General features: G+C 48.3%; 15 protein-coding genes. 4 read left to right on the top strand and 11 right to left on the bottom strand.

From position 1 onward, the window contains the following. Positions 1–12: 12 nt before the first annotated feature. From NG792_RS16295 to NG792_RS16280, 4 genes are all read right to left on the bottom strand, one after another. Positions 13–1,257, bottom strand: coding sequence for a DUF8225 domain-containing protein (locus tag NG792_RS16295; protein WP_261236078.1), 1,245 nt, complete (start codon positions 1,255–1,257; stop codon positions 13–15). Between the two features lie 138 nt (positions 1,258–1,395). Continuing rightward, positions 1,396–2,157, bottom strand: a complete 762-nt coding sequence (locus tag NG792_RS16290) for an HpcH/HpaI aldolase family protein (RefSeq protein WP_261236077.1) — start codon at positions 2,155–2,157, stop codon at positions 1,396–1,398. A gap of 155 nt (positions 2,158–2,312) precedes the next feature. Beyond that, complete coding sequence (locus NG792_RS16285) at positions 2,313–7,556, bottom strand: calcium-binding protein (RefSeq protein WP_261236076.1); 5,244 nt, start codon at positions 7,554–7,556, stop codon at positions 2,313–2,315. Between the two features lie 1,203 nt (positions 7,557–8,759). Continuing rightward, positions 8,760–11,495, bottom strand: a complete 2,736-nt coding sequence (locus NG792_RS16280) for a calcium-binding protein (protein WP_261236075.1) — start codon at positions 11,493–11,495, stop codon at positions 8,760–8,762. 1,215 nt (positions 11,496–12,710) lie between these two features. Between NG792_RS16280 and NG792_RS16275 the strand changes: the two genes are divergently transcribed. Beyond that, entirely contained in the window at positions 12,711–13,853 is a 1,143-nt protein-coding gene (locus NG792_RS16275) for a HetZ-related protein 2 (protein WP_261200597.1), read from the top strand. Positions 13,854–14,374: 521 nt separating this feature from the next. Further along, a complete protein-coding gene (locus NG792_RS16270; RefSeq protein ID WP_261200596.1) occupies positions 14,375–15,490 on the top strand; it encodes an ATPase, T2SS/T4P/T4SS family in 1,116 nt (371 codons plus the stop codon). 103 nt (positions 15,491–15,593) lie between these two features. Here NG792_RS16270 and aroF read toward each other — a convergent pair whose 3' ends face one another. The 3 genes from aroF to rpsO all read right to left on the bottom strand — a co-directional run bounded on the left by aroF (position 15,594) and on the right by rpsO (position 17,639). After that, positions 15,594–16,658: a 3-deoxy-7-phosphoheptulonate synthase gene (gene aroF, locus NG792_RS16265; RefSeq protein ID WP_261200595.1), complete on the bottom strand. Its 1,065-nt coding sequence runs from the start codon at positions 16,656–16,658 to the stop codon at positions 15,594–15,596. A gap of 226 nt (positions 16,659–16,884) precedes the next feature. Further along, positions 16,885–17,352, bottom strand: coding sequence for a PAM68 family protein (locus tag NG792_RS16260; RefSeq protein WP_261200594.1), 468 nt, complete (start codon positions 17,350–17,352; stop codon positions 16,885–16,887). A gap of 17 nt (positions 17,353–17,369) precedes the next feature. Then, positions 17,370–17,639: a 30S ribosomal protein S15 gene (gene rpsO, locus NG792_RS16255; protein WP_261200593.1), complete on the bottom strand. Its 270-nt coding sequence runs from the start codon at positions 17,637–17,639 to the stop codon at positions 17,370–17,372. A gap of 69 nt (positions 17,640–17,708) precedes the next feature. On the opposite strand from rpsO, the gene NG792_RS16250 reads away from it, so the two are divergent. After that, on the top strand, positions 17,709–17,885 hold the full coding sequence (locus tag NG792_RS16250; RefSeq protein ID WP_261236074.1) for a hypothetical protein: 177 nt from the start codon (positions 17,709–17,711) through the stop codon (positions 17,883–17,885). Here the strand turns inward: NG792_RS16250 and ruvA are convergent. Continuing rightward, positions 17,871–18,500, bottom strand: a complete 630-nt coding sequence (ruvA, locus tag NG792_RS16245; RefSeq protein WP_261236073.1) for a Holliday junction branch migration protein RuvA — start codon at positions 18,498–18,500, stop codon at positions 17,871–17,873. The genes NG792_RS16250 and ruvA overlap by 15 nt on opposite strands. 103 nt (positions 18,501–18,603) lie before the next feature. Beyond that, a complete protein-coding gene (locus NG792_RS16240) occupies positions 18,604–19,350 on the bottom strand; it encodes a sucrose-phosphate phosphatase (protein ID WP_261236072.1) in 747 nt (248 codons plus the stop codon). A gap of 244 nt (positions 19,351–19,594) precedes the next feature. Between NG792_RS16240 and NG792_RS16235 the strand changes: the two genes are divergently transcribed. Beyond that, positions 19,595–21,400 carry a purple acid phosphatase family protein gene (locus tag NG792_RS16235; RefSeq protein ID WP_435387584.1) on the top strand — a complete coding sequence of 602 codons (1,806 nt, stop codon included), beginning with the start codon at positions 19,595–19,597 and terminating at the stop codon, positions 21,398–21,400. A 123-nt stretch (positions 21,401–21,523) separates the two neighbouring features. Here the strand turns inward: NG792_RS16235 and NG792_RS16230 are convergent, their stop codons facing one another. Together NG792_RS16230 and NG792_RS16225 are read right to left on the bottom strand one after the other, a co-directional pair. Next, the gene (locus NG792_RS16230) at positions 21,524–22,789 is read right to left on the bottom strand and encodes a WD40 repeat domain-containing protein (protein WP_261236070.1); all 1,266 of its coding nucleotides are present in this window, start codon (positions 22,787–22,789) and stop codon (positions 21,524–21,526) included. 65 nt (positions 22,790–22,854) lie between these two features. Next, complete coding sequence (locus NG792_RS16225; RefSeq protein WP_261200588.1) at positions 22,855–24,585, bottom strand: WD40 repeat domain-containing protein; 1,731 nt, start codon at positions 24,583–24,585, stop codon at positions 22,855–22,857. Positions 24,586–24,620: the final 35 nt, after the last annotated feature.

Here is a 24,620-nt window from a genome sequence, read left to right as displayed (position 1 = left end):
TGAAAGTAAGGGTTAAGAAATGACGCCCATTTGCCGAGGACCAACGCGACCAATTTTTTGTTGGGTATCATACTGCTGTTTTAATTGATAAATGCGATCGCAAATCCCCGCGTCTCGACAGCGAATCGGTTCTGAACTTGTCCGGAGAATCACATACTCATCTTCGGCCACTGGAGTGGGTTCTCCTACCACAATAATCGGTCCAATTTCAATCTGTTGTAACACTTGAAAACCCCCGGTTAAGGGTTTAATATCTGATCCAACTTCCACAACAATATCATCTAAAAATGCTTCATCGGTGTCACTCGGGCCAAACTCCAACCGTTGATACATATCTTTTTCCCCTCGACTGAAGCGAATCCACTCCTGGGGAACAGGTTGGTCTTGATATCTGAAAACCGGGTGATTAAACGATAAAATATACATTCCCAGGGGATTATCAAATGCCACCGTCTGACCATTCATCGCCGCCCCCTGCGCCCCCATTGCGGCGGCTGGGTCCGCATGACGACAGGCCAACCCTTCTACATTGTATTGCCGGAAAATTTGTTCTCGGATGGCGGATTTCAGCCCCGTCTCGGTGCGAATCACATAGGGCGCGGCTCCAAACATCACAATATATAGCAAATCATCCAAGCCATTAATCGGATGGGTCATAAACAGAGCATTGTCTTGATTCAAGGCCCCGACTGGTTGTTCAGGAACCCCCGCCGAGACTAACTCCTGGTTGTTGCCATGACCTGCAACCAGTCGAGAAAAGGCAACTTCTCGCTGACGTGGACTTAATTTAGACGGGTCGCTGACACCGTAAAGAGCTTCCCAACTGGGGAGAAATCCCAGGACATTCTCCACCATTGCCCGAACCGCCACGGGATCAAATTTAGCAATACAAGCCCAATATTCCCGCAGTTCCGTGGTGACTTGCACTCGTTTCGGGCGCTTTTTTCCTGTGGGATCGGGTTTCTCAAGGATTCGATATTCACAGTATTCATTGTGCAGAATATGCCGACCTGGAACGCCCCAGTCACACAATTGTTTAGCTGTGGGTTCATCTAGACAAAATGCAGGTTCCGCAGGGTCGCCAAACCATTTAATGGGGGCACGGACGGGATTTTTCAGAGAACTGGGGTCGAGGGTGAAAAAGCGATTTTTCCAGTTACCCAGGCGATCGTAAGCGTCTTGGATGGTTTGATTCCACTGTTCGAGGAGATCGCTACTGATGATGGGGTCGGCCCGACCGGGAACGTCATATAACATGATTGATTATACTCCTGATGTTAGGGTAGAGAACGGAAAGAAAGACGACAGACCCGATCGCAGATCGAACCATAATTCCATCGTGCAACAGGACTGCACCAGTCCCGATAGATTTCAGATTTTTTAAAGAAAGTGACTTTAACCTCGAACTGCTTTGACCAAGGACTGGCAGGCTTTGAAAAAAATGCTAACATCCATGCCTAACCCAATATACTGCACCCCGACCTCCATCCACTGTTTCGCGCTTTCCGGGGTGGTGGTAAAGGTTCCCACTGCCTTGCCTGCATCGCGAATGGTGGTGACGGCACGTTTCATCAAGTCCACAACTCGCGGGTCCTCCACTTGACCGGGAATTCCCAGGGATTGGGAGAGGTCATAAGGACCGAGAAAAATCACGTCAATATGGGGAACGGTGACAATTTGGGCTAAGTTTTCGATGCCGGTTTGACCTTCGACATGAACGATTACGAGGGATTCGGCATTCAGGCGATCGGTGATATTCGTACCCGCAGAGGTGTATGCACCAGCGCGGGTGCCAAAGGACAGACCACGGGTCCCGACAGGGTTATATTTGGCCCCCTGAATCACCGCCACAGCATCCGCTTGGGTTTCAATTTGGGGCACCTGGACCCCGGCACTGCCAATATCAAGGGCGCGTTGAATTTGAGAGGCATCGTTTTTAGAAACCCGGACGATGGGGGCCAGTCCCACGGAATCGGCAGCGCGACAGAGGTCTTCCGCAGCGAGGATATGTAAAGGGCCATGTTCTAGGTCAATGACGGCAAAGTCAAATCCGGCATGACCACAAATTTCAATAAAGGCGGGATAGGGACAGTTAATAAAAGGGCCGAGAACGGTTTCCCCTTGTTGGAGTTTGCGTTTAAGTTGATTTTCGCGCATATTGTCGGGGTTGACGGTGGGATTGTCTCAATTTTAACGGAAGGAGGATGGAGGGACTTCAGGGGGTACAAAAAGAAATCGCACCCGCTGTAATACGGATGCGATCGCCTTATTTATCGATTACTGGATTCTGATGCTTCCAGTTCAGATTCACCTTACATCAGCAGTAAGCTCTCTTGCGTAATCTCAACTTGAGAGAACACCGTTAGGGAGTATTCCGCACTAAAGGTAATCTTAGAAACAATCTGTCCGGACTCAAGGGTAGACGAAGAAATCCCTAAATCGTCCGTAGTATTGGTGGCATCAAACAAATCAGAGAGATTGCTAATCCCGAACGCAGCACCCGCAAACTTGATGACGTCACCTTCTTCGGCATTGAAGTCCAAAATCACGTCTTGCTTTTTGCCTTGCTTGCGGACAGTTTTCTCGGTTGCTTCGCCCTCTTCGCCTTCTTCGATATCATCGAGGAGCGCATCGCCATCTAAGATGAAGACATCTGCACCTTTACCACCGACGAGGGTATCTTTACCAGACCCACCATACAGGGTATCGTCACCTTCGCCGCCACTGAGCAAGTCTTTACCGTTGCCACCCATGAGAATGTCGTTACCCATCCCACCGATCAGGGTATCTTTGCCATTCCCACCATCTAGGTAGTTATCCCCGGCAACACCACAGAGGAAGTCGTTGCCATTGTCACCCATTAGGCTATCGTTACCCGTACCACCAATTAGGGTATCTTTGCCGTTGCCGCCTTGTAGGGAGTTATTGCCACCCATCAGCATATCGTCGGCATCGTCGCCTTCGAGGTCATCTTCGACAACTGCTTCACTTTCAGTAATTGTTGCATCACCTTCAGTGACTTCACTTTCAGCAATTGTTGCATCACCTTCAGTGACTTCACTTTCAGCAATTGTTGCATCATCTTCAGTGACTTCACTTTCAGCAATTGTTGCATCACCTTCAGTGACTTCACTTTCAGCAAGTGTTGCATCACCTTCAGTGACTTCACTTTCAGCAAGTGTTGCATCATCTTCAGTGACTTCACTTTCAGCAAGTGTTGCATCATCTTCAGTGACTTCACTTTCAGCAAGTGTTGCATCATCTTCCGTGACTTCACCTTCCGTGACGGGTGGCATCAATTCTTCACCGTTCATCAAGGCTTCAAACACTTCTAGGTCAGCAATCAGGAGGTCATTTCCGTTGGCACCAAAGATGGAGTCGTTGCCTGTACCACCAATCAGGGTGTCCTGTTGGTTGTTCCCTTCGATGAAGTTATCGCCAGCGATACCGAAGATCATGTCTTTGCGGTTACCACCGATGAGGGAATCGTTCCCTTCACCCCCGATGAGAACGTCGATGCGTTTTGCTGCGGTCAGACTTACACCGTCATCGCTGTCGGCAATCAGGACATTCTTGCCGTTGGGGTTGATACTATCGATCGCCGGGATTTCGAGTTCCAGATCCTCACAACTCGGCACAGACTCTAGGGCCGTATCCGGTGCAACCGTGATCAGTCCTTCAAATTGACCCACTTCGATGTAGTGTTCAAAGGTGCTGGCGTATTCTTTACCTTCACCGATGAGTGCTTTGGTTTCTTCATCGAGTAGGGAGAGATAGAATTCGATATTGAATTCAGAGGTAGCAATTAAACCGCTGGGGAGTCCGACTTCAGCGAAGTGAGCGAAGGCGCTGCTGTATTCACCAGAGGCGATCGCCGCTGTGACACCGGGCTGAGTGAGATAGAATTCCTCTTCAAAGAATTCACAGGATACCTGTCCTTCAGAGAATCCAACCTGCACGAAGTAAGCAAAGGCGCTACTGTATTCCCCAGAAGCAACCAGTTCGGCAACTTCTGGATACTTCTCCAGATAGAAGGATTCTTCAAACAGCGCACTGCCAACCAAACCTTCAGAGAGTCCAACCCTCATAAAGTGGTCTAAGGCACTGGTATATTCTCCCGAGGCAACCAGTTCGGCGACTTCCGGATATTGATCCACATAGAACGCTTCGTCAAAGAAGGGATTAGGACTGAGACCCTCAGCTTTACCGACTTGCAGGAAGTGGTCTAAGGCACTGCTGTATTCTCCGGAGGTAATCAGTTCTGTTACCTGAGAATAGGTGGCCAGATAGAACTTAGTATCAAACAGCTTACTGACTTGGGTCAACTCTTCCACGTCAGGCATTTCCACACCCTCTACGCTGATGCTGGGGGTCGTGACGACGGCAATATCGGTGGCAGATAGGGCTACATCGGACCAAACATTGACAGCGCCTTTTGCACTGAAATTGAGTACGCTCAGGAACTTGGTTGTGACGGTTCCATCTTCAGCGGTTTGTTCAACTTCGCTCACTTGAGCAGAACTTAAAATTTGTTCCGCAGTCAAAGTGCTGCCGACGAGTTCGATTTTGTCGCCGTCTTCCGCATTGAAGTCGAAAATCGTGCTCCGGTGCTTCCCTTTGTCTGCACTCAGATCCAGGATAAAGGTATCGCTGCCTTCGCCACCGACGAGACTATCGGATTTGCCACCGCTGGTATAGAGGTAGTCATTCCCCTCGTCACCGATGAGCAAGCTCTTTCCTTTGCCGCCGCCGATGAGGGTGTCGTTGCCTTCACCGCCACAGAGGGTATCTTTCTGGTCCCCACCGATGATTAAATCATCCCCTATACCCCCGATGAGTAAGTCTTTACCTTTGTTACTGATCAGGGTATCGTTACCATCGCCACCAATCAGGGTGTCTTTGTTCTTGCTGCCAATGAGCAAGTCATCCCCAGCTTCGCCAAAGAGTACGGATTTACCTTTGTCACCGATTAAGGTATCGCCACCTTCGCCGCCAAGAAGCACATCTTTGTTCTTAGCACCTAACAGCACATCGTTCTCTTCAGTGCCGATGATGGCGTTGTTGGCATTAAACTGGCTGGGTTCTAAACCCTCTTCCAAGTTCGCACATTCGGGAATGGTGATATCAGAGGAGGGAAGCAGTCCTTCTTCTTTTCCGACTTTGAGGTAGTAGGCAAAGGCGCTGGGATATTGCTTGCCTTCTCCAATCAGGGCTTTTTCTTCTTCACTTAGCTGCTGTAAGAAGACTTCTTCCTTGAAGGTGGCGCTGGCGGTGATGCCAATTTCGATGCCGATACTCAAAAAGTGGGTAAAGGCAATCTGGAATTTTTGCGCTTCGGTTGCACCGGAAGGAATTTCCGGCATCTCGAAGTCCGGATTTTCTGCTGCATATTTCTCTAATTGTTCTATATAGAATTCTGCATCAAATTCCGGGAGGGGATTTTGGCCTTTTGCAAAGCCTTCTTGCATGAAGTATTCAAAGACGCTGGTATATTTCCCACTGGCGATCAGTTGTTGAACTTCTGAATATTGCAGTAAGAAGTATTCGGCATCAAAGAACTGGGTGGGAACATCGCCTTGAGCTTGTCCAACTTTCAGGAAGTAGTCGAGGACGCTTTCGTATTCCCCAGATTCAATGAGTTCTTTAATTTGGGGATTTTGCTCTAAGTAGAATTTCAAATCGAATAAAGGACTGAAACTCTTCTGGCTGATTTCTGCATCGAATTGTCCTTCGAGGAGGTAGTATTCGATCGCACTGCTGAATTGCTTGCCTGCGCCGATGAGTTGGCGGATTTGTTCCGGCAGTTGAGAGAGGAAGAAATCTGAGTTAAAGACACCTGTTTTGGCGATCGCTTCGGTTTCTTCCGTCAGTGCAGGATCGTCTTCGTCAGAGGGTTGTTCGCCATCGGTGGGTTGTTGTCCCGGGATTGTCGGCGGAATAGGCGGCGTATTGAAGACAATGGGGGGACCGTCGGTGGTCTCTTCAGTTTCTACATCATCCTCATCCGTCGGCATTTCTGCTTCGGGTTCTGGCATGGGGGGATTCGGCAGGAATCCGCTTAAGAATCCAACTTGGAAGAAGTGAGCAATGGCACTAGAGAATTGACCGTTTTCGATGCCTTCAGCTACTTCTGGATACTGTTGTAAGTAACTCTCAAGATTAAAAGATTCGCTGGGGATTCGTCCTTCAACGATGCCATGATTTAAGAAGTGGGAGAAGACGCTTTTAATCTTGCCGGTTTTTAAGGCTTGGGCAACATCTTTATATTGTTGCACGTAAAATTGGCCGCTGAAAAAGCTGCTGAAGGTCCGAATTTCATAGCGTCCATGTTCCAGCCAGTGACTGAGGCCGCTGCTAAATTCTCCGCTTTGAACGGCTTCATTTACGTCTGCATTACTGGCTAGATATTCTTGTTCGTTGTAGGCGAGGTTGGGAGAGCGATTTTCTTTGCAGCCAGCCTTGAGGAAATGATGCAGTCCGCTTTCAAAATTGCCGCTGGCGATCGCCTCTTTGACATCTGCATTACTTTCTACATAGAAAGTAGCATCAAACCCGACGATGATTTTCCGTTCCTCTTTATATCCAAATGTGTAGGCGTGTTGTAACCCACTCTCGAATAAACCCTGTTCGACAGCTTCAACAACGTCCGGGTTTGCCGCTAAATATTCTTCTTCATCGCAATAAGCGGTAACCAGTTCTTTGATTTCCGGATCGACATCCGCATCGTCGTCGATTTCCATTTCTTCGCCATCATCCACCGCTTCACCTTCATCAACGGCTTCGCCATCATCCACCGCTTCACCTTCATCAACGGCTTCGCCATCATCAATGTCATCATCACCGTCATCGCCGATTACATCATCCCCTTCATCGGTGGTGACTTCTACATCCTCGGCAACATCATCACCTTCATCAGTGGTGGTGACTTCCTCTTCTGCTACTTCTTCGACATCAGTTTCGGTTTCGGCAACGGGTTCTTCGGGGGTTTCCTCGGGTTCCGGCACAACTTCCGTTAATGTGGTGGGTGCGATACCTTCGAGTTTGCTGCTGCCTCCGCGATCGTCCGTTCCCACACTGGTGAGGCGTAATCCCAAACTTTGACCTAAAAACTGATCCAAAGTCAAGGTTGCGGATTCGTGGGAGAGGGTAAAACTGGTGGTAGTAATATCGTCTTTGCCGATTCCGGAGGTGCCAATTTCTACGTTCCCCTCAAAGGATTTTGGGGTAACATTTGCATCCCCACTAATACTTCCACTCGATCCAAAAGCGGAATTGGTGACGTTACTGCCGGAGATTTTCAATCCAGTGAGTAAAGAATCATCAGCTAGGTTGAAAAATACACCTCTAATGTCTGCCATTGGGGTGACATCTTTCACGGTGACGTTAATGCCTGCGGCGGTTTCTTCGAGAATCAGTTTACCACTGGCAGTATCTCCGGTGAAGCTACTCACTTCAACGGTAATCGTTTTGGGTGCGGCAGTTTCTTGGGTGTTGGTGGTCGTAACTGTGGCAGTTTCTTCGGTAGTTTCTTCTAGGACGGTCTCTTCAGGATTCATAGCAAATCTCCGTAGGTTAATGCAAACAATAGCTGTTTTAAGTGATGCCTTTTTGGGGTAAAGGCGGGTAACAATCCCCCACATTGTTTCGATTTAGGGGGGGGGGACAGTTCCCTAAAATTTAAGCTTCCCGGTTTCAGGATTGGGCGGCGATCGCCTCGGTTATTCTTAGGAACTATCCCTAATTTTTGGGAGAAAAAAACTTTCCATTTTCTTACAAGCTCAATCCGGTTTTTAGATGTCATCTGGGGCCGCGTCTCAAATAAGGATAATTGAGTTAACGCTCAGGAGAAAATTGCTCTTTACAATATTTTTAATTCATTTTCCTGGGTTTAGCTTACCCTACAAATCCAGGGGAACTCTCCGCAATTCCACGGAAATTATTTTCATAAATCCTCAGAACTAAATTCAATTGAAGCCCATGAAAAATTTTGTTATAAATACTCTTTATAACCGCTAAAATTTAATTAGGAAAATGATTGAATCCTAATTTTATTCAATGGGTAGTTTCGTTTAAATCTGATTAGCTACGTTTTGCTTTAAAGAGAGAAAATTCAATTTTCTATAAATAGTTAAAAGGACCCAGGGTAGCCAGAGGAGATATTAAGATGAAAAAATACCCAGTTTTGATGTCAGGAATGCTGCCATAGGGCACAGGGGAAAGAAAGCAGGGGTCAAGGGAGTTAGCTTCATTAAAAAAAATAGGGGGACAGACAAACCCAGGATAAAATTTTAGGATTAGGGACAGTTTGAACCAGAATCTGAAAAAAATCCCGATGGATTTCCAGATGGGGGTGAATATAGCCTTTAGACAGAAACTCTATCTTTTCCGACGGGGACTCACCGGCATCCTGTAATGATTAGATTTAAAAGAGTCGGGTTTTGTTCCCGCTGTGGAAACGCCGATCGCGATTCGGGGAATGGCATGGTAAATATCCGCCTATCTGAGCAATGGAACCTCTGGTCAAGGGCTCCTTGGGTATGGGGCCCTCTGGCGCAGATGTCGAATTCAGGACCTGAAAAAAGCGGATACCCGATTTGAGGAGGCGATCGCCTCACCCAAAGCGCCAGGAACTTCCCCCAGGTTTAGCCAAACTCCGGGGGAGAGGATGATGGCAAAAGAAATCGCACCCGCTTTAACAGGGGTGCGATCGCTCTATAGATTAATCCCTAGATGTTGTTCATCCCCTCTGGGGACTGACCTTACATCAATAGGAAGTTATCTTCCGTGAGTTCTACCTGAGATAAGACCTCTAGGGAGTAGTTTGCACTAAAGGTAATCGTGGAAAGAATTTCTCCACTTTCTAGGTTACTGGTAGCAATACCAAACCCGTCCGAACCATTTTCAACAAACAAGTCAGAGATATTCGTAATCCCAAATGTCGCGCCGTCAATTTGGATAACGTCTCCTTCTTCGCCATTGAAGTCCAAAATCAGATCTTTCTGGGTGGCGTTCTCGTCATCCCCTGCTTCCGTCTCGCTACCGAGGGTACTGCCATCGAGGACGAAGACATCTGCACCGGATCCACCCCGGAGAGTATCGTCACCGGATCCACCCGTGAGGGTATCGTCACCGGATCCACCATTCAGGAAGTTGTTACCGCTGCCGCCGATGAGCGTATCATTGCCGGTCCCACCGAGCAGGGTGTCGTCACCTTCTCCACCCTCTAGGTAGTTGTTGCCTGAAACTCCAAACAGGAAGTCATCGCCACTATCTCCCATCAGGGTATCGTTACCGCGACCCCCCATCAAGGTGTCGTTGCCTTCTCCACCCGTGAGCATATTATCGGTGACATCATCGGCATCATCAACATCATCGGTGACATCATCAGCATCATCAGCATCATCGGTGACATCATCAGCATCATCGGTGACATCATCAGCATCATCAGCATCATCGGTGACATCATCAGCATCATCGGTGACATCATCAACATCATCGGTGACATCATCAGCATCATCGGTGACATCATCAGCATCATCGGTGACATCATCAGCATCATCGGTGACATCATCAGCATCATCGTCATCGGTGACATCATCAGCGTCATCGGCATCACCGTCGTTGAGTTCATTGATGAAAATAAAGCCGTTAGCGCTTTTTAATTCATCAAAGACTTTGAGGTCCCCAATGATCAGGTCGTCACCTTCCCCACCGGAGATAGAGTCACTTCCTTGACCCCCAATGAGAGAATCATTTTCGCTGCCGCCTTCAATCAGGTTATTGCCAGCAACTCCAAAGATTAGGTCGGGGAGGTCGTTTCCTGTGAGGGTATCGTTGCCATTCCCACCGATGAGAACATCAATGACTGCAGTCGCTTCTAGGAGCACTCCCTCTTCACTATCGGAGACCAACACATTGCTGCCGGTGCGGTCAATGTCGTCTATATTGCGGATTTGGATTCCAGAATCACCGGAATCGTCATCGGCATCATCGTCATCGGCATCTAAATCACCGGAATCAGCATCTAAATCACCGGAATCAGCATCGGCATCATCCTCATCGGCATCATCGTCATCGGCATCTAAGTCACCGGAATCGGTATCTAAATCATCGTCATTGGCATCATCGTCATCGGCATCTAAGTCACCGGAATCGGTATCTAACGCGGGGGGTACAGGGGGTGAAACGATGCCGGTAGGAGGATTGAAGACGATGGGGGAGGTGTCGGTGGTATCTTCAGGGGTTGAGGTGTCGTCTTCTAAATCATCATCATCATCATCATCATTATCGGGCATTTCTGCTTCTGGCATCGGTGGATTCGGCATGAATCCACGGAAGAATCCCACTTGGAAGAAGTGGAAAATGGCATTGGGGAATTGACCTGATTCGATTCCTTCGGAGACTTCTGGATATTGTTCTAAGTAGGTTTCCAGATTGAAGGATGGGCTGGGAGTACGTCCTTCAAAAATCCCGTTATTTAAGAAGTGAGAGAAGACGCTGCGAATCCTTCCCGTATTGAATGCTTCTGCAACATCTTCATATTGTTGCAAGTAAAATGGGGCGTTAAAAATGTTGCTGAAAACCCGAATTTCACGACTTCCATGTAAGAGCCAATGGGCTAGGCCGCTGCTAAATTGACCCTGTTGCACAGCATCATTAACGTCTGAATTATTATTCAGATACTCTTCTTCGTTGTAGGCGAGGTTGGGAGAGCGATTTTCGTTGATGCCAAAGAGTAAGAAATGATGTAGTGCGCTTTTGAAATCACCCTTGGCGATCGCCTCTTTCACGTCGCGATTATTTTCTTCATAGAATCGCGCATCGAATCCCGGAATGACTTCCCTGCCTTCAAGATATCCAAAGAGGTAGGCGTGTTGTAATCCACTCTTAAACTCCCCTCGTTTGACGGCCTCCTCAACATCAGGGTTATCGGCCAAATATTGATCTTCATCACAATAGGCGGTAACGAGTTCTCTGATTTGAGGATCGACGCCTGCATCGTCATCCATGTCATCGGCATCATCCAAGTCACCGGAGTCCATCTCTAAGTCATCGGCATTATCATCGCCATCCATGTCATCGGCGTTATCCTCGCCTTCGGCAGTCGTCGTGACTTCACCTTCTAAGTCATCATCATCATCCAAGTCACCGGAATTCATCTCTAAGTCATCGGCATTATCCTCGCCTTCGGCAGTCGTGGTGACTTCACCTTCTAAGTCATTATCATCATCCAAGTCACCGGAATTGGCATCTAAGCTATCACCATTATCCTCGCCTTCGGCAGTTGGTGTGGTTTCACCGTCCAAGTCATCATCATCATTATCCAAGTCACCGGAATTGGCATCTAAGTCACTGGATTCGACGTCGGTTACAGCGGTGGTGGAGAAGATGTTGTCATCCAATTCATCATCCAAATCGCCCGAATCGACATCAATAGTCGGATCGATAACGACAACTCCTGTGGTTTCTTCTGGCATTGTTTCTTCCGGATTCATTGCAAAGCTCCTTGGTGCAACAGGGTGAAAAGTTACGGGGTAGATTAGGTTGGCTTTTCCCGGCTTCGGGAGTCCGTGGCACTCGCCTTTATGAATAGAGGCACGGTTTGCAGGGTTAGACTACGAACAGGTTTTTTTTACTTCCCTTAAATTGGACGAGGGCAAGTTAATAACCTTTTAATTTATTTTTCACTTTAGAAAAAGCATTTTAATCTGTCTAAAGGCTGATTTTAATGAAATTCGCATTTTCTGAATTTTCTCATGAAAAAACTCTCTCTGCTTAAGGTTGCTGAGAGATTTACGGAAATCAATTCCGAGGGATATTAAATAATTAATCCAATTTTTTCTATTTTTATTTCAATGGCTTATGCTTGAAGGATCATCCTAAGGACCATCTGATTTCCTCTACTTTTTTCGGAAATCTCAAGAGTCGCTAAATTCGATGAACAGTTGGCCTAGAGCTAAACGGGCCCCGGGAGTTTGCTTCATGAAAATTGGGATGCAGCAAAGCTTAAAAAATAAAGCATGAGGATCAAAGCGGTTTTTGAACACTACAAAAAAAATACGGATTCGTGAATGGAGGATGCGAATATAGACGCTAGGGGGAAACTCTATGTTCCTGGAACAGTAACTACATTGCAGCATCTCTTAACCTGATTTAAAAGAATTAGGTTTTGTTCCCGGTGAGCGAAAGATTATCTACAAATTCCAGGAATTCGATGAAAATAGGATTGATGTACTGACTCTGTGGTGGGTTCAGTCCGATCGGTGCGTCAGTTCCCGAGAACGCCTAATCCAAAACCCGAGGACTTGGGACTGGAAGAACAAGTGCCCTAGACCGGGGGTAACATTTGGGTTAGAAAGCCGGGGTTCTTCACGAAATTTAGGCCAATTCGCCACAGATCGGGGCCAAAAACCCGGTGTCTGGTCCCTGAGATCTAAAATCCGGGCCTCCTAGGGCCTGTTAGAGGTCGGATGTAAGCGGTGAAAGACCGCCATGAGTGCAACAATAAAACAGCAGGCCGGATGGCTCCTTATTAGCAGTAAGGGGATGAAGGGTTGAAAAGTTGGGGGATGAGGAATCGGTTTGGGGATGTCATGAGGGAGGATGGGTAAGGAGGTCGGACAGGATAGGACGTGGGACCCTCGCCTTGGCTTCAGGATGAGCTTAGAATCGGTAAGAGTGGGAAGCGTGTTAGAGGTGAGGAGTTAATCATGACGTTGGCAGAACAACTGGCGCAAGAGTGGCGATCGCGCCTATCCCAGGATTGTCCAGACCATCCAGCCAGCACCCACGAGAGTATCGTGCAATGGCTGTTGGGGGAGGATCCGGATCGGTTTGAGGCCCTGACGCCAGAAAAGCTAGAAATCATCCGTTCGGCGATGGACTATCGCTATCGGATTTTGCTCAAGGTCCTCGGGGTGCCGCCAGAACGAGCTTACACGAATTTAGTCCGCCGGTTGTCTTCGTTGGTGCTGCTGCGGAATAAGATAAAAACCTGGGTGGCGCTGAGTCGCGATCGCCAGCGGACTGTGGTGGATGTGGTCCAGGAAGTCATCCAGGAGTTGTGCGAACGCGATCGCTATATGCAGCAGCAAATTGCCTGGATTGGCAAATCAACCCAAACCTCGCGGGTCAGAAATGCGCTGTTGTTGGCAACTATTGAAGAATATTGCTTGCGTCCGGTTCGGAATCAACCCTTACTCGCCTATCGGTTTTTTAACTATTTGCGGAGGTCCCAGCGTGGGGGCTTGACTCAGGTACCCGAGGCGGAATTAATTCGCCTGGTTTCTGATGAAATTGGTTCGGATGAGTCAGACAGTTCGATTAGTTTGTTGGATGCTCAGGCGATCGCCAATGCGCAAGATACGATCGCCTGGGAAGAACAACAACTGTTAAGACAAACCGTCCAACAGGAGTTTGCCGAATATTTGGCGAAAAATGTGGATCCAACGGCAGCGGATTGGTTGCGATTGTATCTTCAAGGTTGCTCCCAAGATGCGATCGCCAAGGGTCTAAATTTACCCGTTAAGCAGGTCTATCGCTTGCGCGAAAAAGTCAGCTACCATGCGATTCGAGTCTTTTCCCTGAAAATCGAACCGGAGTTAGTCGCTAACTGGCTACAAATTAGCTTACAAGACCACGGGTTCGGTCTAACCTCGACGCAGTGGGATCAACTTTATGACACCCTCCCTCCAGAGCAGCAACAGCTTCTTGAGCAACTCAAACAGGGACAATCCCTAGAGGCGATCGCCCAGAACCAAGGTCTCAAACTTTCTCAAGTGCTAGGGGAATGGACCCAGCTTTATTTAGCGGCTCAATCCCTCCGAAATAGCCGTTCGGAACCCGATGGCTGATTAAAAATTGTTAACTTTTTCAGGGAAAAGTGCTACTTTAAAAGAAGAATATTAAATCAACTCACCCCTAGTCCAACCGCTGTCCCTTTGTTTGTGGTGCATTGAATTTTAGTTGAAACCCCGATTAGCCAGACAGCCTGATCCCAAATTTGTTCAACTTTCGCCAATCTTTATCCCACATTCCTCTGACAGGTGTGACTTTTTACCCAAGTTAATCACAGCAGCGGAATCACTGGAATTGAGGAAATAACTGGGTGCATCTAAATCTGTTTAAAAGTGGCCAATTGTACTCAAAATTTGACACAGGGTGCGATTCTTGACTACCTTGTTTGGAACTGCTCAGTCCGGCCTGGTATCGGACTTGACTTGTCGGGTCATCAAGCCGGAGAATATGAATAACCCGCCAGCATTTCTTTTCTGGGAGAGTCAGGGATGGGACCTACCCTGACAACCTTGGGTCATTGGTGTCACTATTGTTAGTTTTCTTTCTCTGAATAAAACAGCACCGAGTTTTTCCACCAATGCAAACCAAAACCGTCACTAACTGGGCAGCACAAATGGATTCCGAGCAAATCTTCCAGCTAATTGACAACCTGTTGCCTTTTGAAGCCTGCCTGTATCATGAGGTGTTACCGTTGTCCATTAAAGGGAGCCGTCTCCACCTGGGTATGGTGGATCCTGAAGATTCTGCTGCCTTGGAATATGTCCGCCGAATTCTGGGATATATGAGGTGTTCTCTCGTATCAGAAAATATTTCTGCGGAGGTTCACCGCTCGATGCTCAGTGCTTACTTAAACTATATGCACACGGGGAAGAAAAAGGCATCGGCTGCACCTCAAAACCCTGGAAGTCACCTTGCCGCACCGGCCCTGCCGCCTTTGCCGAATCCCTCCCATGCTTCCTCAGTGGCAGTGCATTCTCGGAACGATTTGCTCCCCGCGCCCCCTTCACATTCAGGGATCAGCAACCTCCCGAGCTTACCCGCACCTCACTCGGCACCGATGTTACCAGGGGCGGCGGTGCCAGTGTTGCAAGTGAGTGCCTCCCATCCTCACAGTTCCCTGGATGAACTGGCAAGTTTACCCCCCAAGGAGCTTTTACAAGAGTTATTAGGGCGAATTTTAGAAGGGGGTATTGGACGGCTTTATTTCGAGCGTCAATCTCAACATGGGCGGATTCTGTGGAGTCAGGATGGGGTGGTGCAGTCGGTGATGGACGGTTTGGAATTGTCCCTGTTTGGGGGGGTGATGAACGAGCTCAAGCTATTGGCACACTTGCCGTTAATTCCCCTCCAAAAACCGAGACAGGTGGAAATTGAACGGCGATATAACAAAGAAGATTTATTATTACGCTTGCGGGTGATGCCGGGAACTGATGGGGAACGGGCGACCTTGCAAGTGTTGCGGGGAGCGGCTTTAAAGTTTTATAAGCAGCAACAGGTGGAGGATTTAAGTCGGGATGCCTTGCGACTAGCGCTGCAACTTCAGCGGAAGGTGGATGAATTGCGCGATCGCGCTAGTAAAATTCCGGATCTCGCTTTAGGTAAGTTAGATGCGCTGCCTGCGCTCAACCAGTTAATTCGGCAGGTGGATGAACAGTTAGCGCAACTGAAGGCACTGGAGGAACGCAAAGATTAAGTAGGACTTAGATAAAAAATTTTAGGAGATCACCGGATCGGAAGTAGGGGCAGTCAATATACTACCCCTACTTTCAGCCTGTTTTGAGAGAGCGAATAGCCTTTTACGCTAAGACGGCAGCGGGTACAGTCCAGCGACCGACCGCTTTGCCAATCACGGCTAACTCTTCTCCCATCAGGCGATCGAAGCGATCGGGGGTGAGGGATTGGGGTCCGTCAGAGAGGGCTTTATTCGGCGTCGGGTGGACTTCAATCATCAGAGAATCAGTGCCTGCCGCGATCGCCGCCCGCGCCATAGACGGAACCTGATCCGACCACCCCGTTCCATGACTGGGATCAATCATGATCGGTAGGTGTGTTAGCTTCCGCAGGACCGGAATCACCGATAAATCCAAAGTATTGCGCGTGTACTGCCGGTCAAAAGTCCGGATTCCCCGTTCGCACAAAATCACCTGAGTATTGCCTGCGGCTAAAATATACTCGGCTGCCATCAACCACTCTTCAATGGTGGCCGACATTCCCCGTTTGAGTAACACCGGCTTATCCTGAGCGCCCACTTTCTTTAACAGGGAAAAATTATGCATATTCCGCGCCCCAATTTGGATGATATCGGCGACTTCGCCTAACATCTCCAAATCTGACGCATCCATCAGCTCGGTAATAATTCCCAACCCAGTCACTTCCCGCGCTGTGGCGAGTAATTCTAACGCACTTTCGCCATGTCCTTGGAACGCATAAGGCGAGGTGCGGGGTTTGAATGCGCCGCCTCTCAAAAACTTGGCCCCAGCCGCTTTGACTCGTCGGGCCGTCTCAACAATCATGTCCTCGTTTTCCACAGAACAGGGTCCTGCCACGACCACGATCGGGTGGGTTTCACCAAAGGGAACAGGTCCATTAGGGGTATTCACCACAACTTCTGAGGCTTCGCCGTGGCGGAATTCCCGACTCACGCGCTTAAAGGGCTGTTCTACTCGCAGGACTTGTTCGATCGCCGGACTCATTTCCTGGAGTTGTTGCAGATCCAAATCTGCCGTATCCCCCACGAGTCCAATCACGACTTTATAGCGCCCGACAATTTTCTCGGGGGTCAGACCCCAATTGTCGGTCAATTCTGCACTGAGTCGGTCAATTTCGGCTTCGGGTGTGCCGACCTTCATTACAATGATCATGGTATGTTACGGGGCTTATTTGCTTTTGTACAGACTCTTTAACTGCTCTCGTCGGCGATCGGCTATTCCTCATTGATGGCTTCTTTCTAGCAATGTTCAGCACTTCGCTAAAGAGCAGCCGATCGCCGATCGCCCGCGAATCCTAAAAATGGAAAAATGGGGCATTTGTCATTTGTCCTTGGTTCTCCCTAAAGACGACAAAGGACCAATGACCCATGACAAATGACTACTGGCTTTTTTGCTTCGCCTCTCGCCTCGCCGCATTCATCCGGCCAAAATTGGTGGTAAACTCCTGCCACCCTAACAGGGATCCGGGAATCTCTTCATCCCAAGATGCCGAAAGGACGCCGTAGGTTAGCCCGATTACGCCGAGACCAAAGCAGCCCATGCTCACTAAGACAACGGCGAAATTAGGCAAGGGGAACAAGTCCCCACTGATCACAAAATAGCTGGCGATAAATGTAAACATCCCCAAAGCAGTCGGAACCCCGCACAAGATTGCCATCCGACTCACCATACGTTGGCTGACCACTTCGGGAATGGCCCGGTCTTCTTTGGATATCGGACGACGAGCGGTATCTTTAGGTTTTCCAGATTCTGGAGTTTCGGACGCCTTGGAGGTTGAGTTGTTTTTGGCCGGTTTTTTCCGTTTAGGCTCAAACGGTAACCGATTTCTTTGGGGTTCCTGTGACATTGGCTTTTGTGTTAGGTCTAACCCCGAATCCCGAGGCGGGTAATTAAAGCGCGATAGCGGGCTTGGTCTTGTTTCAAAATATAGGCCAGTAACCGCTTGCGCTGACCAATCATTTTCAACAATCCTCTTCTGGAGGAGTGGTCTTTTTTGTTGATTTTCAGGTGTGCGCTGAGTTGGTTAATCCGAGTGGTTAACATGGCAACTTGCACATCTGCCGATCCGGTGTCGGTCTCATGGATTTGATATTCGTTGATGAGTTCGTGTTTGCGCTCTTGCGTCAGGGTCATTGCTTTTTGGCTTTACTACTATAAACGCGGCAATTCACAATCTTAACATGAGTTGGGGAGATGGGGAAGATGGGGAAGATGGGGGAGATGGGGGAGATGGGGGAGATGGGGGAGATGGGGGAGATGGGGAGGATGGGGGAGATGGGGAGGATGGGGAGGATGGGGAGGATGGGGAGGATGGGGAGGATGGGGAGGATGGGGAGGATGGGGAGGATGGGGAGGATAGGGGAGTTATTGGGAGGCTAACCAGGCGATCGCCTTTCGGATCCAGTCTTCTACCGGGTCCTCGTTGGATAATTGACCGCTTTGGGCGATCGCTGATAAAGATTCCATGACTTCGGTACTGGTATATCCGATCGCCAGTAAGGTCATCTCTACATCCTCTTGCAATGCCGGTTTAATTCCCATTGCTGGGCTTGCACTCACCCCAGATTGCTTCCGCCATTCCGCTAGTTTAGTCCTCAGTTCTAGGGCAATCCTTTCCGCTGTTTTTTTCCCAACCCCTGGGGCTTTGGCGAGGATGGCGGTATTACTGGTAACGATCGCCTGGACCAATTCGTTCAAGTCCAGGGTATCCAACAGGGCGATCGCCAACTGGGTCCCGATCCCACTCACGGCGATTAATTGTCGAAACAATTCCCGTTCCGCATGAGACCCAAACCCATACAGCACCATCTGGTCCTCCCGCACCTGGAGATGGGTAAACATCTGCAAGGTTTCCCCGATTGCCGGTAACTGTCGGATCGTCCGGGGGCTAATTTGCAAGTCATACCCCACCCCCTTCACCTCTAAAGTTAGGAAAACCCGATTTCCGGTATTTTTTTGAACCCCTGCCACGGTGCCTTTGAGATAGCCGATCATGCAATTAGATATCCTTCTGATGCGGTTACGGTCTGATTCCAGGGTCCTAGTTGAGGGTGGAGGGCTTAAAGGGCGATCGCTCCTCCACCCTCAACCCTTGAGGTTACAAAAACTCAAAATGTTTTAAGCCTTCCAATATACCACCGGCACAGGATGCCTGGGCAAAATAAAGACTCTCGTGGGGATGTTCTTCATACCAGGTGCGTAATTCAGGGCGGGCATTCCCCACGATGATCCCCCGTTCTTCCCCAACTTCAAACAGGGCGATATCATTCCCCGAATCCCCACAGGCAACGGTTCGTTTGGGTTCGATGCCGTAGCGGTTGCGGATAAACTGCATGGCTAACCCTTTATTCCCCTTGATGGGTAAAATATCCAGGTCTTTGCCACCACTGTAAATCAAACGCACCTCTAATGAACGGTCTTTTAAGGCAGATTCTAACCGGGGGAGTAAATCAGAGGCGACATCCTCGGAAAGGAAATAACTGACTTTAAAAGGGCGCTGTTCTGAGTCCGGTTGGGACACTAAGTCAGAAAAATGACCAGCAGTCTCCCGGATGCGATCGCGGTCCCACCCGTGAGAGAGAATATCCGCCCATTCGGGATCATACCCTTCGATGCCATCCGTATAGATTTCGGTGCCAACGGAGGTGATTAAAGCATCGGGTTGGATGAGTTGCTTTTCTTGTTGGAGTTCCTGGTAAAGTGCTGGCGATCGCCCGGTGCAATAGACAATTTTCGTTCCGTAGGTTTGGCGATGCTGACTCAGTGCTTCCTGAAGCATTGCCAAGGCGGCATCGTCACCGACATAAGTATGATCTAAATCGGTTATGAATAAAAACTGACTCATGTTTTCCTCTGGTTTATGGTATTTAGTGGTTTATTGTTTCGTGGCGATCGCACCTTGTCAAAGTCCAGGGGGTAGAATTTTGGTTTTCATTCCCGGAAAAAGGGAGAGTTTGAGGTTGTCAGAAACCTGATCTCAGTCCGATGGAGACAACTGTGGGGACGATCTCGCGGTTATTGGTCTTCGGGTGATCAGTTAAACTGCCTGTTACTATGGCTAAAGATTCTTGTAGCCTCTGCGAACCCCTATGATCCTGACTCCCCTACCCGAAGCGTTACAATCGGCATTCAATACACCGCGCAGACTCTGGTTATTGATTCTGCTCTTTTTCTATTCCCTCTGTCTTATTTTCCTATCACCTGGGTTGAGTCTCATGGTATTTCCCCCGCAACTTTTAACGGATCCGTTTTTGCAAGTTCCCACGTCCAATTCTGTGCGGGTGGTATGGTTTACGGATTTTGCTGGGATTCAGCATCGGGTGGAATATGGGGAAAATGGGGAGAACGTAGTGGCGGCGACTACGACGAAACTAAGTCGGACTCAGGAGGACCAGCGATCGCATTTCGGGAGTCAAAGCGAAGACGGATCAGTGTATCCCAAACCCACAGTCCGAGAGATTTGGCGCCATGAAGCGGAGATTACCGGATTAACCCCAGGGGGGCGGGTCCCTTATCAGGTGACCAGTGTGCGGGAGGACCAGGTGGAAATCAAAAGCGATCGCTTCACCCTGGCAGCCAACCCCGAACCCGGTAGCGATTTGAAAATTTTACTCACTTCCGATTATCAGTTAAAGCCGATGACTGCGGCTAATTTACAGAAAGTCGTCGAAACCGTCGGGCGAGTTGATGCAGTGTTTCATGCCGGTGATTTAATCAATGTTGCCGATCGCGCTTCGGAATGGTTTGATGACAATCGCGGAAATGCCTTCTTTCCCGTGCTACAAGGTCGCGCTCAGTATAACTTTAAATCCGAGTCGGGAGATCACGTTTATACTGGGGGTCAAATTATTCAACACGCCCCCCTATTTCCCACCATCGGCAATCATGAAGTCATGGGCCGTGTTTCGACAGAAAAAGACTTAGAGGACCAGTTTATCGATGCCTTTCCCCGGGAGATTGCCCATCGCCTTTACGAGGAAAAGGTTGCAGAAATCAATCCTGAACAGTCTCCGGTATTGCGCGATCGCTGGTTAATTGACAACTCCTTTAATACCACAACCTTTAATGAAATCTTTACCCTCCCCAATGCTGAGGGCAAAAATTATTACGCCGTCACCTTCGGCGATGTGCGATTAGTTGTTCTATATATTACCAATATTTGGCGCACTCCCAATCTCGGCCCCAAAGCTAAAGGCCGATATCTAGAACGGGCAGATCATTTAACTCAACCGGAAAAATGGGGATATGGACAACATATTTTTGAACCCATTACTCCGGGAAGTCCGCAATATCAATGGCTGGAACAAGAGTTAGCCAGTTCCGAGTTTAACCAAGCTAAATATAAAATTGTCATGTTTCATCATCCCCCCCATTCCCTCGGGGGAAATGTCGTTCCGCCTTATACCGACCCCGTGCAACGCTTAGAATCCGATGGGATTGGGCGGATCACAGTGCGTTATGAATATCCTCAAGACCAAGATTATATTATTCGCGATGTCGTACCCTTACTTGAATCAGCGGGAGTTCAGTTAGTCTTTTACGGACATTCTCACCTGTGGAATCGCTTTATTAGTCCCAGTGGAATGCACTTTTTGGAAGCCTCTAATGTGGGGAACAGTTACGGGGCACATGATGAGAATAATCCCCGAGAAGTGCCGGAGAATTATCAAGAAACATATATCGCCACCGGCGATCCCAATGGCTTAGATCCGGTTGTTCCCACTCTTGTCCCCCTCCTAGATGACAACGGTCAACCGTTACCCTATCTTGCCAGCAATGAAATATCGGCGTTTAGTATTTTCGAGACGAGTACAGGGATGGTCAGCAGTTACCGTTTTGATGCGCGAAACCCTAGGGTACCGGCTGTTAAATTTGATGAATTTAAGTTAAAATAATTGGCCTAAAACAGGGAACCAGAAACCGGGTTTCTGAAATAACTTTTGTACCTTGGCCTAAATTTATGAAAGAAACCCGGTTTCTTAACCTACCGCAAGGGAACCAGAAGGCGAGTTTGACAATCACTTGCCTTCTTCACTTCCAGAATCTGGCATTTTCCAGATTTTTATGGTTTTATCACTGCTACCACTAACGAGCATTTTACCATCGGCAGTCATGGCTACAGCATTAACACTATCAGAATGTCCCGTTAAGGTTTGAATTTCCTGTCTGCTTCTGAGGTCCCAGAGTTTCACGGTGTGGTCTGCACTGGCAGAAACTAGCATTTTTCCGGCGGGACTGATGGCAAGACTATTAATGCGATCGCCATGTCCAGTTAAGGTGCAAATCTCTGTTGCCGTTTTCATATCCCAGAGTTTAATGGTTTTATCTAAACTGCCACTGGCTAAGGTTAAATTATCCGGAAATATCCCCACGGAAGTCACTGCATCAGAATGTCCCAATAAGGGGGGAAATTCTTCTGATGTTTCTAAATTCCAGAGTTTAATGGTTTTATCTAAACTGCCACTGGCTAAAAGGCGATTATTTGGACTAATTGCCAGGGAAGTTACAGCAGCTAAATGTCCAGTTAAGGTGACCAATTCTTGTGCCGTGATGGCATTCCAGAGGCGAATGGTTTGGTCGAGACTGCCACTGGCGAGAAGGGTGCCATCGGGACTGAAGGTGACCGCATTTACCCATTGTTGATGTCCGGTTTTGGTGAATAAAGGTTGTCCGGTTTGGGCTTTCCAAAGTTTGACGGTTTTATCATTACTGCCACTGGCTAAAGTCCAGCCATTGTAACTCAAGGCGACGGAATTAACGGGGTAAGAATGGCCGGTGAGGGTGAGAATTTCTTCGCCGGTTTTGAGGTTCCAGAGTTTAATGGTTTTGTCCCAACTGCCACTAGCGAGGAGTTGACCCTCGGAATCTAAGGCGATCGCACTGACGGGGCGAAAATGGCCAGTGAGGGTGGCTTGACATTCCATGCCGGGAGTTTTTAACACTTCCACTGGGGAGACGGGAGTAGCTGCCAAATCCGGGGACTCGGGAGAAGCATGAGGATTAAAGGAAGAGGAAACCTGGGTCAAATGAGACTGAAGAACTTGGGTTTCTTGTTCCAGTTGCTTAATTAGATGGCTGGCGCTTCTGAGTTCGTCCTGCTGCGATCGCAGGGTGGCCCAGAGTCGTTTCGCCCAAGCTACTTTTGCCCGTTCTTTAAATAAAATAATCGGTCGAATATCCGGCGTAACCGATGCAGGATAGGGGGTCAAATCCCACCCACAATTTGCACAGCGATCGCATTCTCCTTTAGTAAATTCAACTTGACAAATCGGACAACTAGACATAATGGCTTAGATAGACGGGCAACACAACTGATTTAATCCAAAGTAACTCTTGATATAATAAAGGGTTAATGGTCACCAATTCCCCAAATTTTAATCTTACCGCCATCAAACCCCGTGACAATTTTATCTCCGTTGGGACCGATGGCGCTACATAACATATACCCTTCATTTCCGTGAGTCGTTTTCAAGGGAGGAATGGTGTGAATGGGTCGAGCTTGCTCCAAATTCCAAATTTTAATTGTCCCATCATCGGAACTGCTGGCCATCATATTATTTTGAGAAATGGAAACAGAAGTCACCCCACTGGAATGATCCGCCAGGGTGTACAAAAGTTTGCCGGTTCCGACATTCCAGAGGCGCAGGGTGGTATCATTACTCCCACTGGCTAAGAGATTGCCATCGGGACTAATGGCAACGGAACAGACAGATCCGGTATGTTCCGTGAGGGTATGGAGTAATTCTCCCGTGAGTAAGTTTCTAATTTTAATCATATTATCATTTCCCCCACTAATTAGGGTATTTCCTTGAGGATTAATCGAGATAGATCGTACGGTACTTGTATGTCCGTAAAACGTCCCGATTAATTCCTGAGTCTCCAAATTCCAGAGCGCAATTGTTTTATCTGCACCCCCACTCACGAGCATATTTCCTTTGGGATGAAATGCCAAGGCATTCACCCATCCCGTATGTCCTCGCAACGTAAAGCGGAGTTTACCAGTTTTGAGTTCCCACAGTTTGATCGTATTGTCTCCACTGCCACTGGCGAAGAGTTCGCCATTGGGGGAAATTGCCAGGGCGATTGCCGAACCCGTGTGACCTATTGCTGTTTTAATCAGGTTTCCGCTGTGGATTTCCCAAATTTTTACCGTTTTATCATTACTCCCACTCACCAAAAAATTCCCCTCGGGGTCGATCGCTAAAGTTCGCACCGCTTTTTGATGTTCTAAGACTTGTAGGCAGCGAAAAAACCGATAGGGTTGATAATCTTCTATGGCCATTTTTGCTTTGGGCAAATGACTGCGTTTGAGCAAGGCATAAGCCCATCGTTGGACTGCTTCAGAGGGATCGGCTAGGGATGAAATCAATAAATTGACCATTTCAGATTCAAATTCCATCGCCCCATCGTTGCGACTTTTAGCTTCTATTTCAGCGTTTAGTTCTTTAATTTTTTCTTTTAAAACTGCCGAATTTTTTTGTTCAATAGCCAGTTGATTAGTTAGCTGTAATTGCTCTGATTTAGACTGATTTAGCTGTTCTTTTAATTCCTGAAGTTCCTGAAATGCTTCCGCTTCTTGGGGGGGCTTCAACCGGGCTATTTCTTGATGCAGGTTGGCCAACATTTCTTTTAAATCCTGGGGTTCTCTCATGGGACTGCTGCTCGATTGAATAGGATGAAGGGGTTGAGAAATTTGGAGGCGATCGCTATTGCTTAGGGGTAACTGAGAGAACACTTCATTGAGTCGAGTCTCTAACTCTTTGTGCCCCGCTAGGCGTTCTTGACGCTCATGGTTAATCTCCGCTTCTAGCCGATCGCGCTGTTGGCGGACTTCCTCACTCTCAAATAATAGGCGATCGACCTTTTCTTGGGTCGTGATTCGTTCTTTCCCCGCCCGATCTAAGCGTTCCCAAAATTTAGATAACTGTCCTTCAATGTCCGCTAACTTCCACTCTAACTGTTTAACCGCTGAGTCCCGTTCCTGAACCAGCGCCCAAACGTTTCGCGCCCAAAATAGTTTGGTCCCCTCACCAGGAGAATTCCCGTCAGGCAACTCCCCAGGCATTAACGGGGGATCCAACGTTACATCCCACCCACAGGTTGGGCAGAGTGTCT

Source organism: Laspinema olomoucense D3b, from assembly GCF_025370785.1.
Classification (GTDB): Bacteria; Cyanobacteriota; Cyanobacteriia; order Cyanobacteriales; family Laspinemataceae; genus Laspinema; species Laspinema olomoucense.
This window is presented reverse-complemented; position numbering and strand designations above follow the sequence as displayed.

Excerpts from the sequence above, each read along its gene's own strand:
- NG792_RS16295 (WP_261236078.1), bottom strand. The coding sequence starts at position 1,257 with ATGTTATATGACGTTCCCGGTCGGGCCGACCCCATCATCAGTAGCGAT.
- NG792_RS16290 (WP_261236077.1), bottom strand. The coding sequence starts at position 2,157 with ATGCGCGAAAATCAACTTAAACGCAAACTCCAACAAGGGGAAACCGTT.
- NG792_RS16285 (WP_261236076.1), bottom strand. The coding sequence starts at position 7,556 with ATGAATCCTGAAGAGACCGTCCTAGAAGAAACTACCGAAGAAACTGCC.
- NG792_RS16280 (WP_261236075.1), bottom strand. The coding sequence starts at position 11,495 with ATGAATCCGGAAGAAACAATGCCAGAAGAAACCACAGGAGTTGTCGTT.
- NG792_RS16275 (WP_261200597.1), top strand. The coding sequence starts at position 12,711 with ATGACGTTGGCAGAACAACTGGCGCAAGAGTGGCGATCGCGCCTATCC.
- NG792_RS16270 (WP_261200596.1), top strand. The coding sequence starts at position 14,375 with ATGCAAACCAAAACCGTCACTAACTGGGCAGCACAAATGGATTCCGAG.
- aroF (WP_261200595.1), bottom strand. The coding sequence starts at position 16,658 with ATGATCATTGTAATGAAGGTCGGCACACCCGAAGCCGAAATTGACCGA.
- NG792_RS16260 (WP_261200594.1), bottom strand. The coding sequence starts at position 17,352 with ATGTCACAGGAACCCCAAAGAAATCGGTTACCGTTTGAGCCTAAACGG.
- rpsO (WP_261200593.1), bottom strand. The coding sequence starts at position 17,639 with ATGACCCTGACGCAAGAGCGCAAACACGAACTCATCAACGAATATCAA.
- NG792_RS16250 (WP_261236074.1), top strand. The coding sequence starts at position 17,709 with ATGGGGAAGATGGGGGAGATGGGGGAGATGGGGGAGATGGGGGAGATG.
- ruvA (WP_261236073.1), bottom strand. The coding sequence starts at position 18,500 with ATGATCGGCTATCTCAAAGGCACCGTGGCAGGGGTTCAAAAAAATACC.
- NG792_RS16240 (WP_261236072.1), bottom strand. The coding sequence starts at position 19,350 with ATGAGTCAGTTTTTATTCATAACCGATTTAGATCATACTTATGTCGGT.
- NG792_RS16235 (WP_435387584.1), top strand. The coding sequence starts at position 19,595 with ATGATCCTGACTCCCCTACCCGAAGCGTTACAATCGGCATTCAATACA.
- NG792_RS16230 (WP_261236070.1), bottom strand. The coding sequence starts at position 22,789 with ATGTCTAGTTGTCCGATTTGTCAAGTTGAATTTACTAAAGGAGAATGC.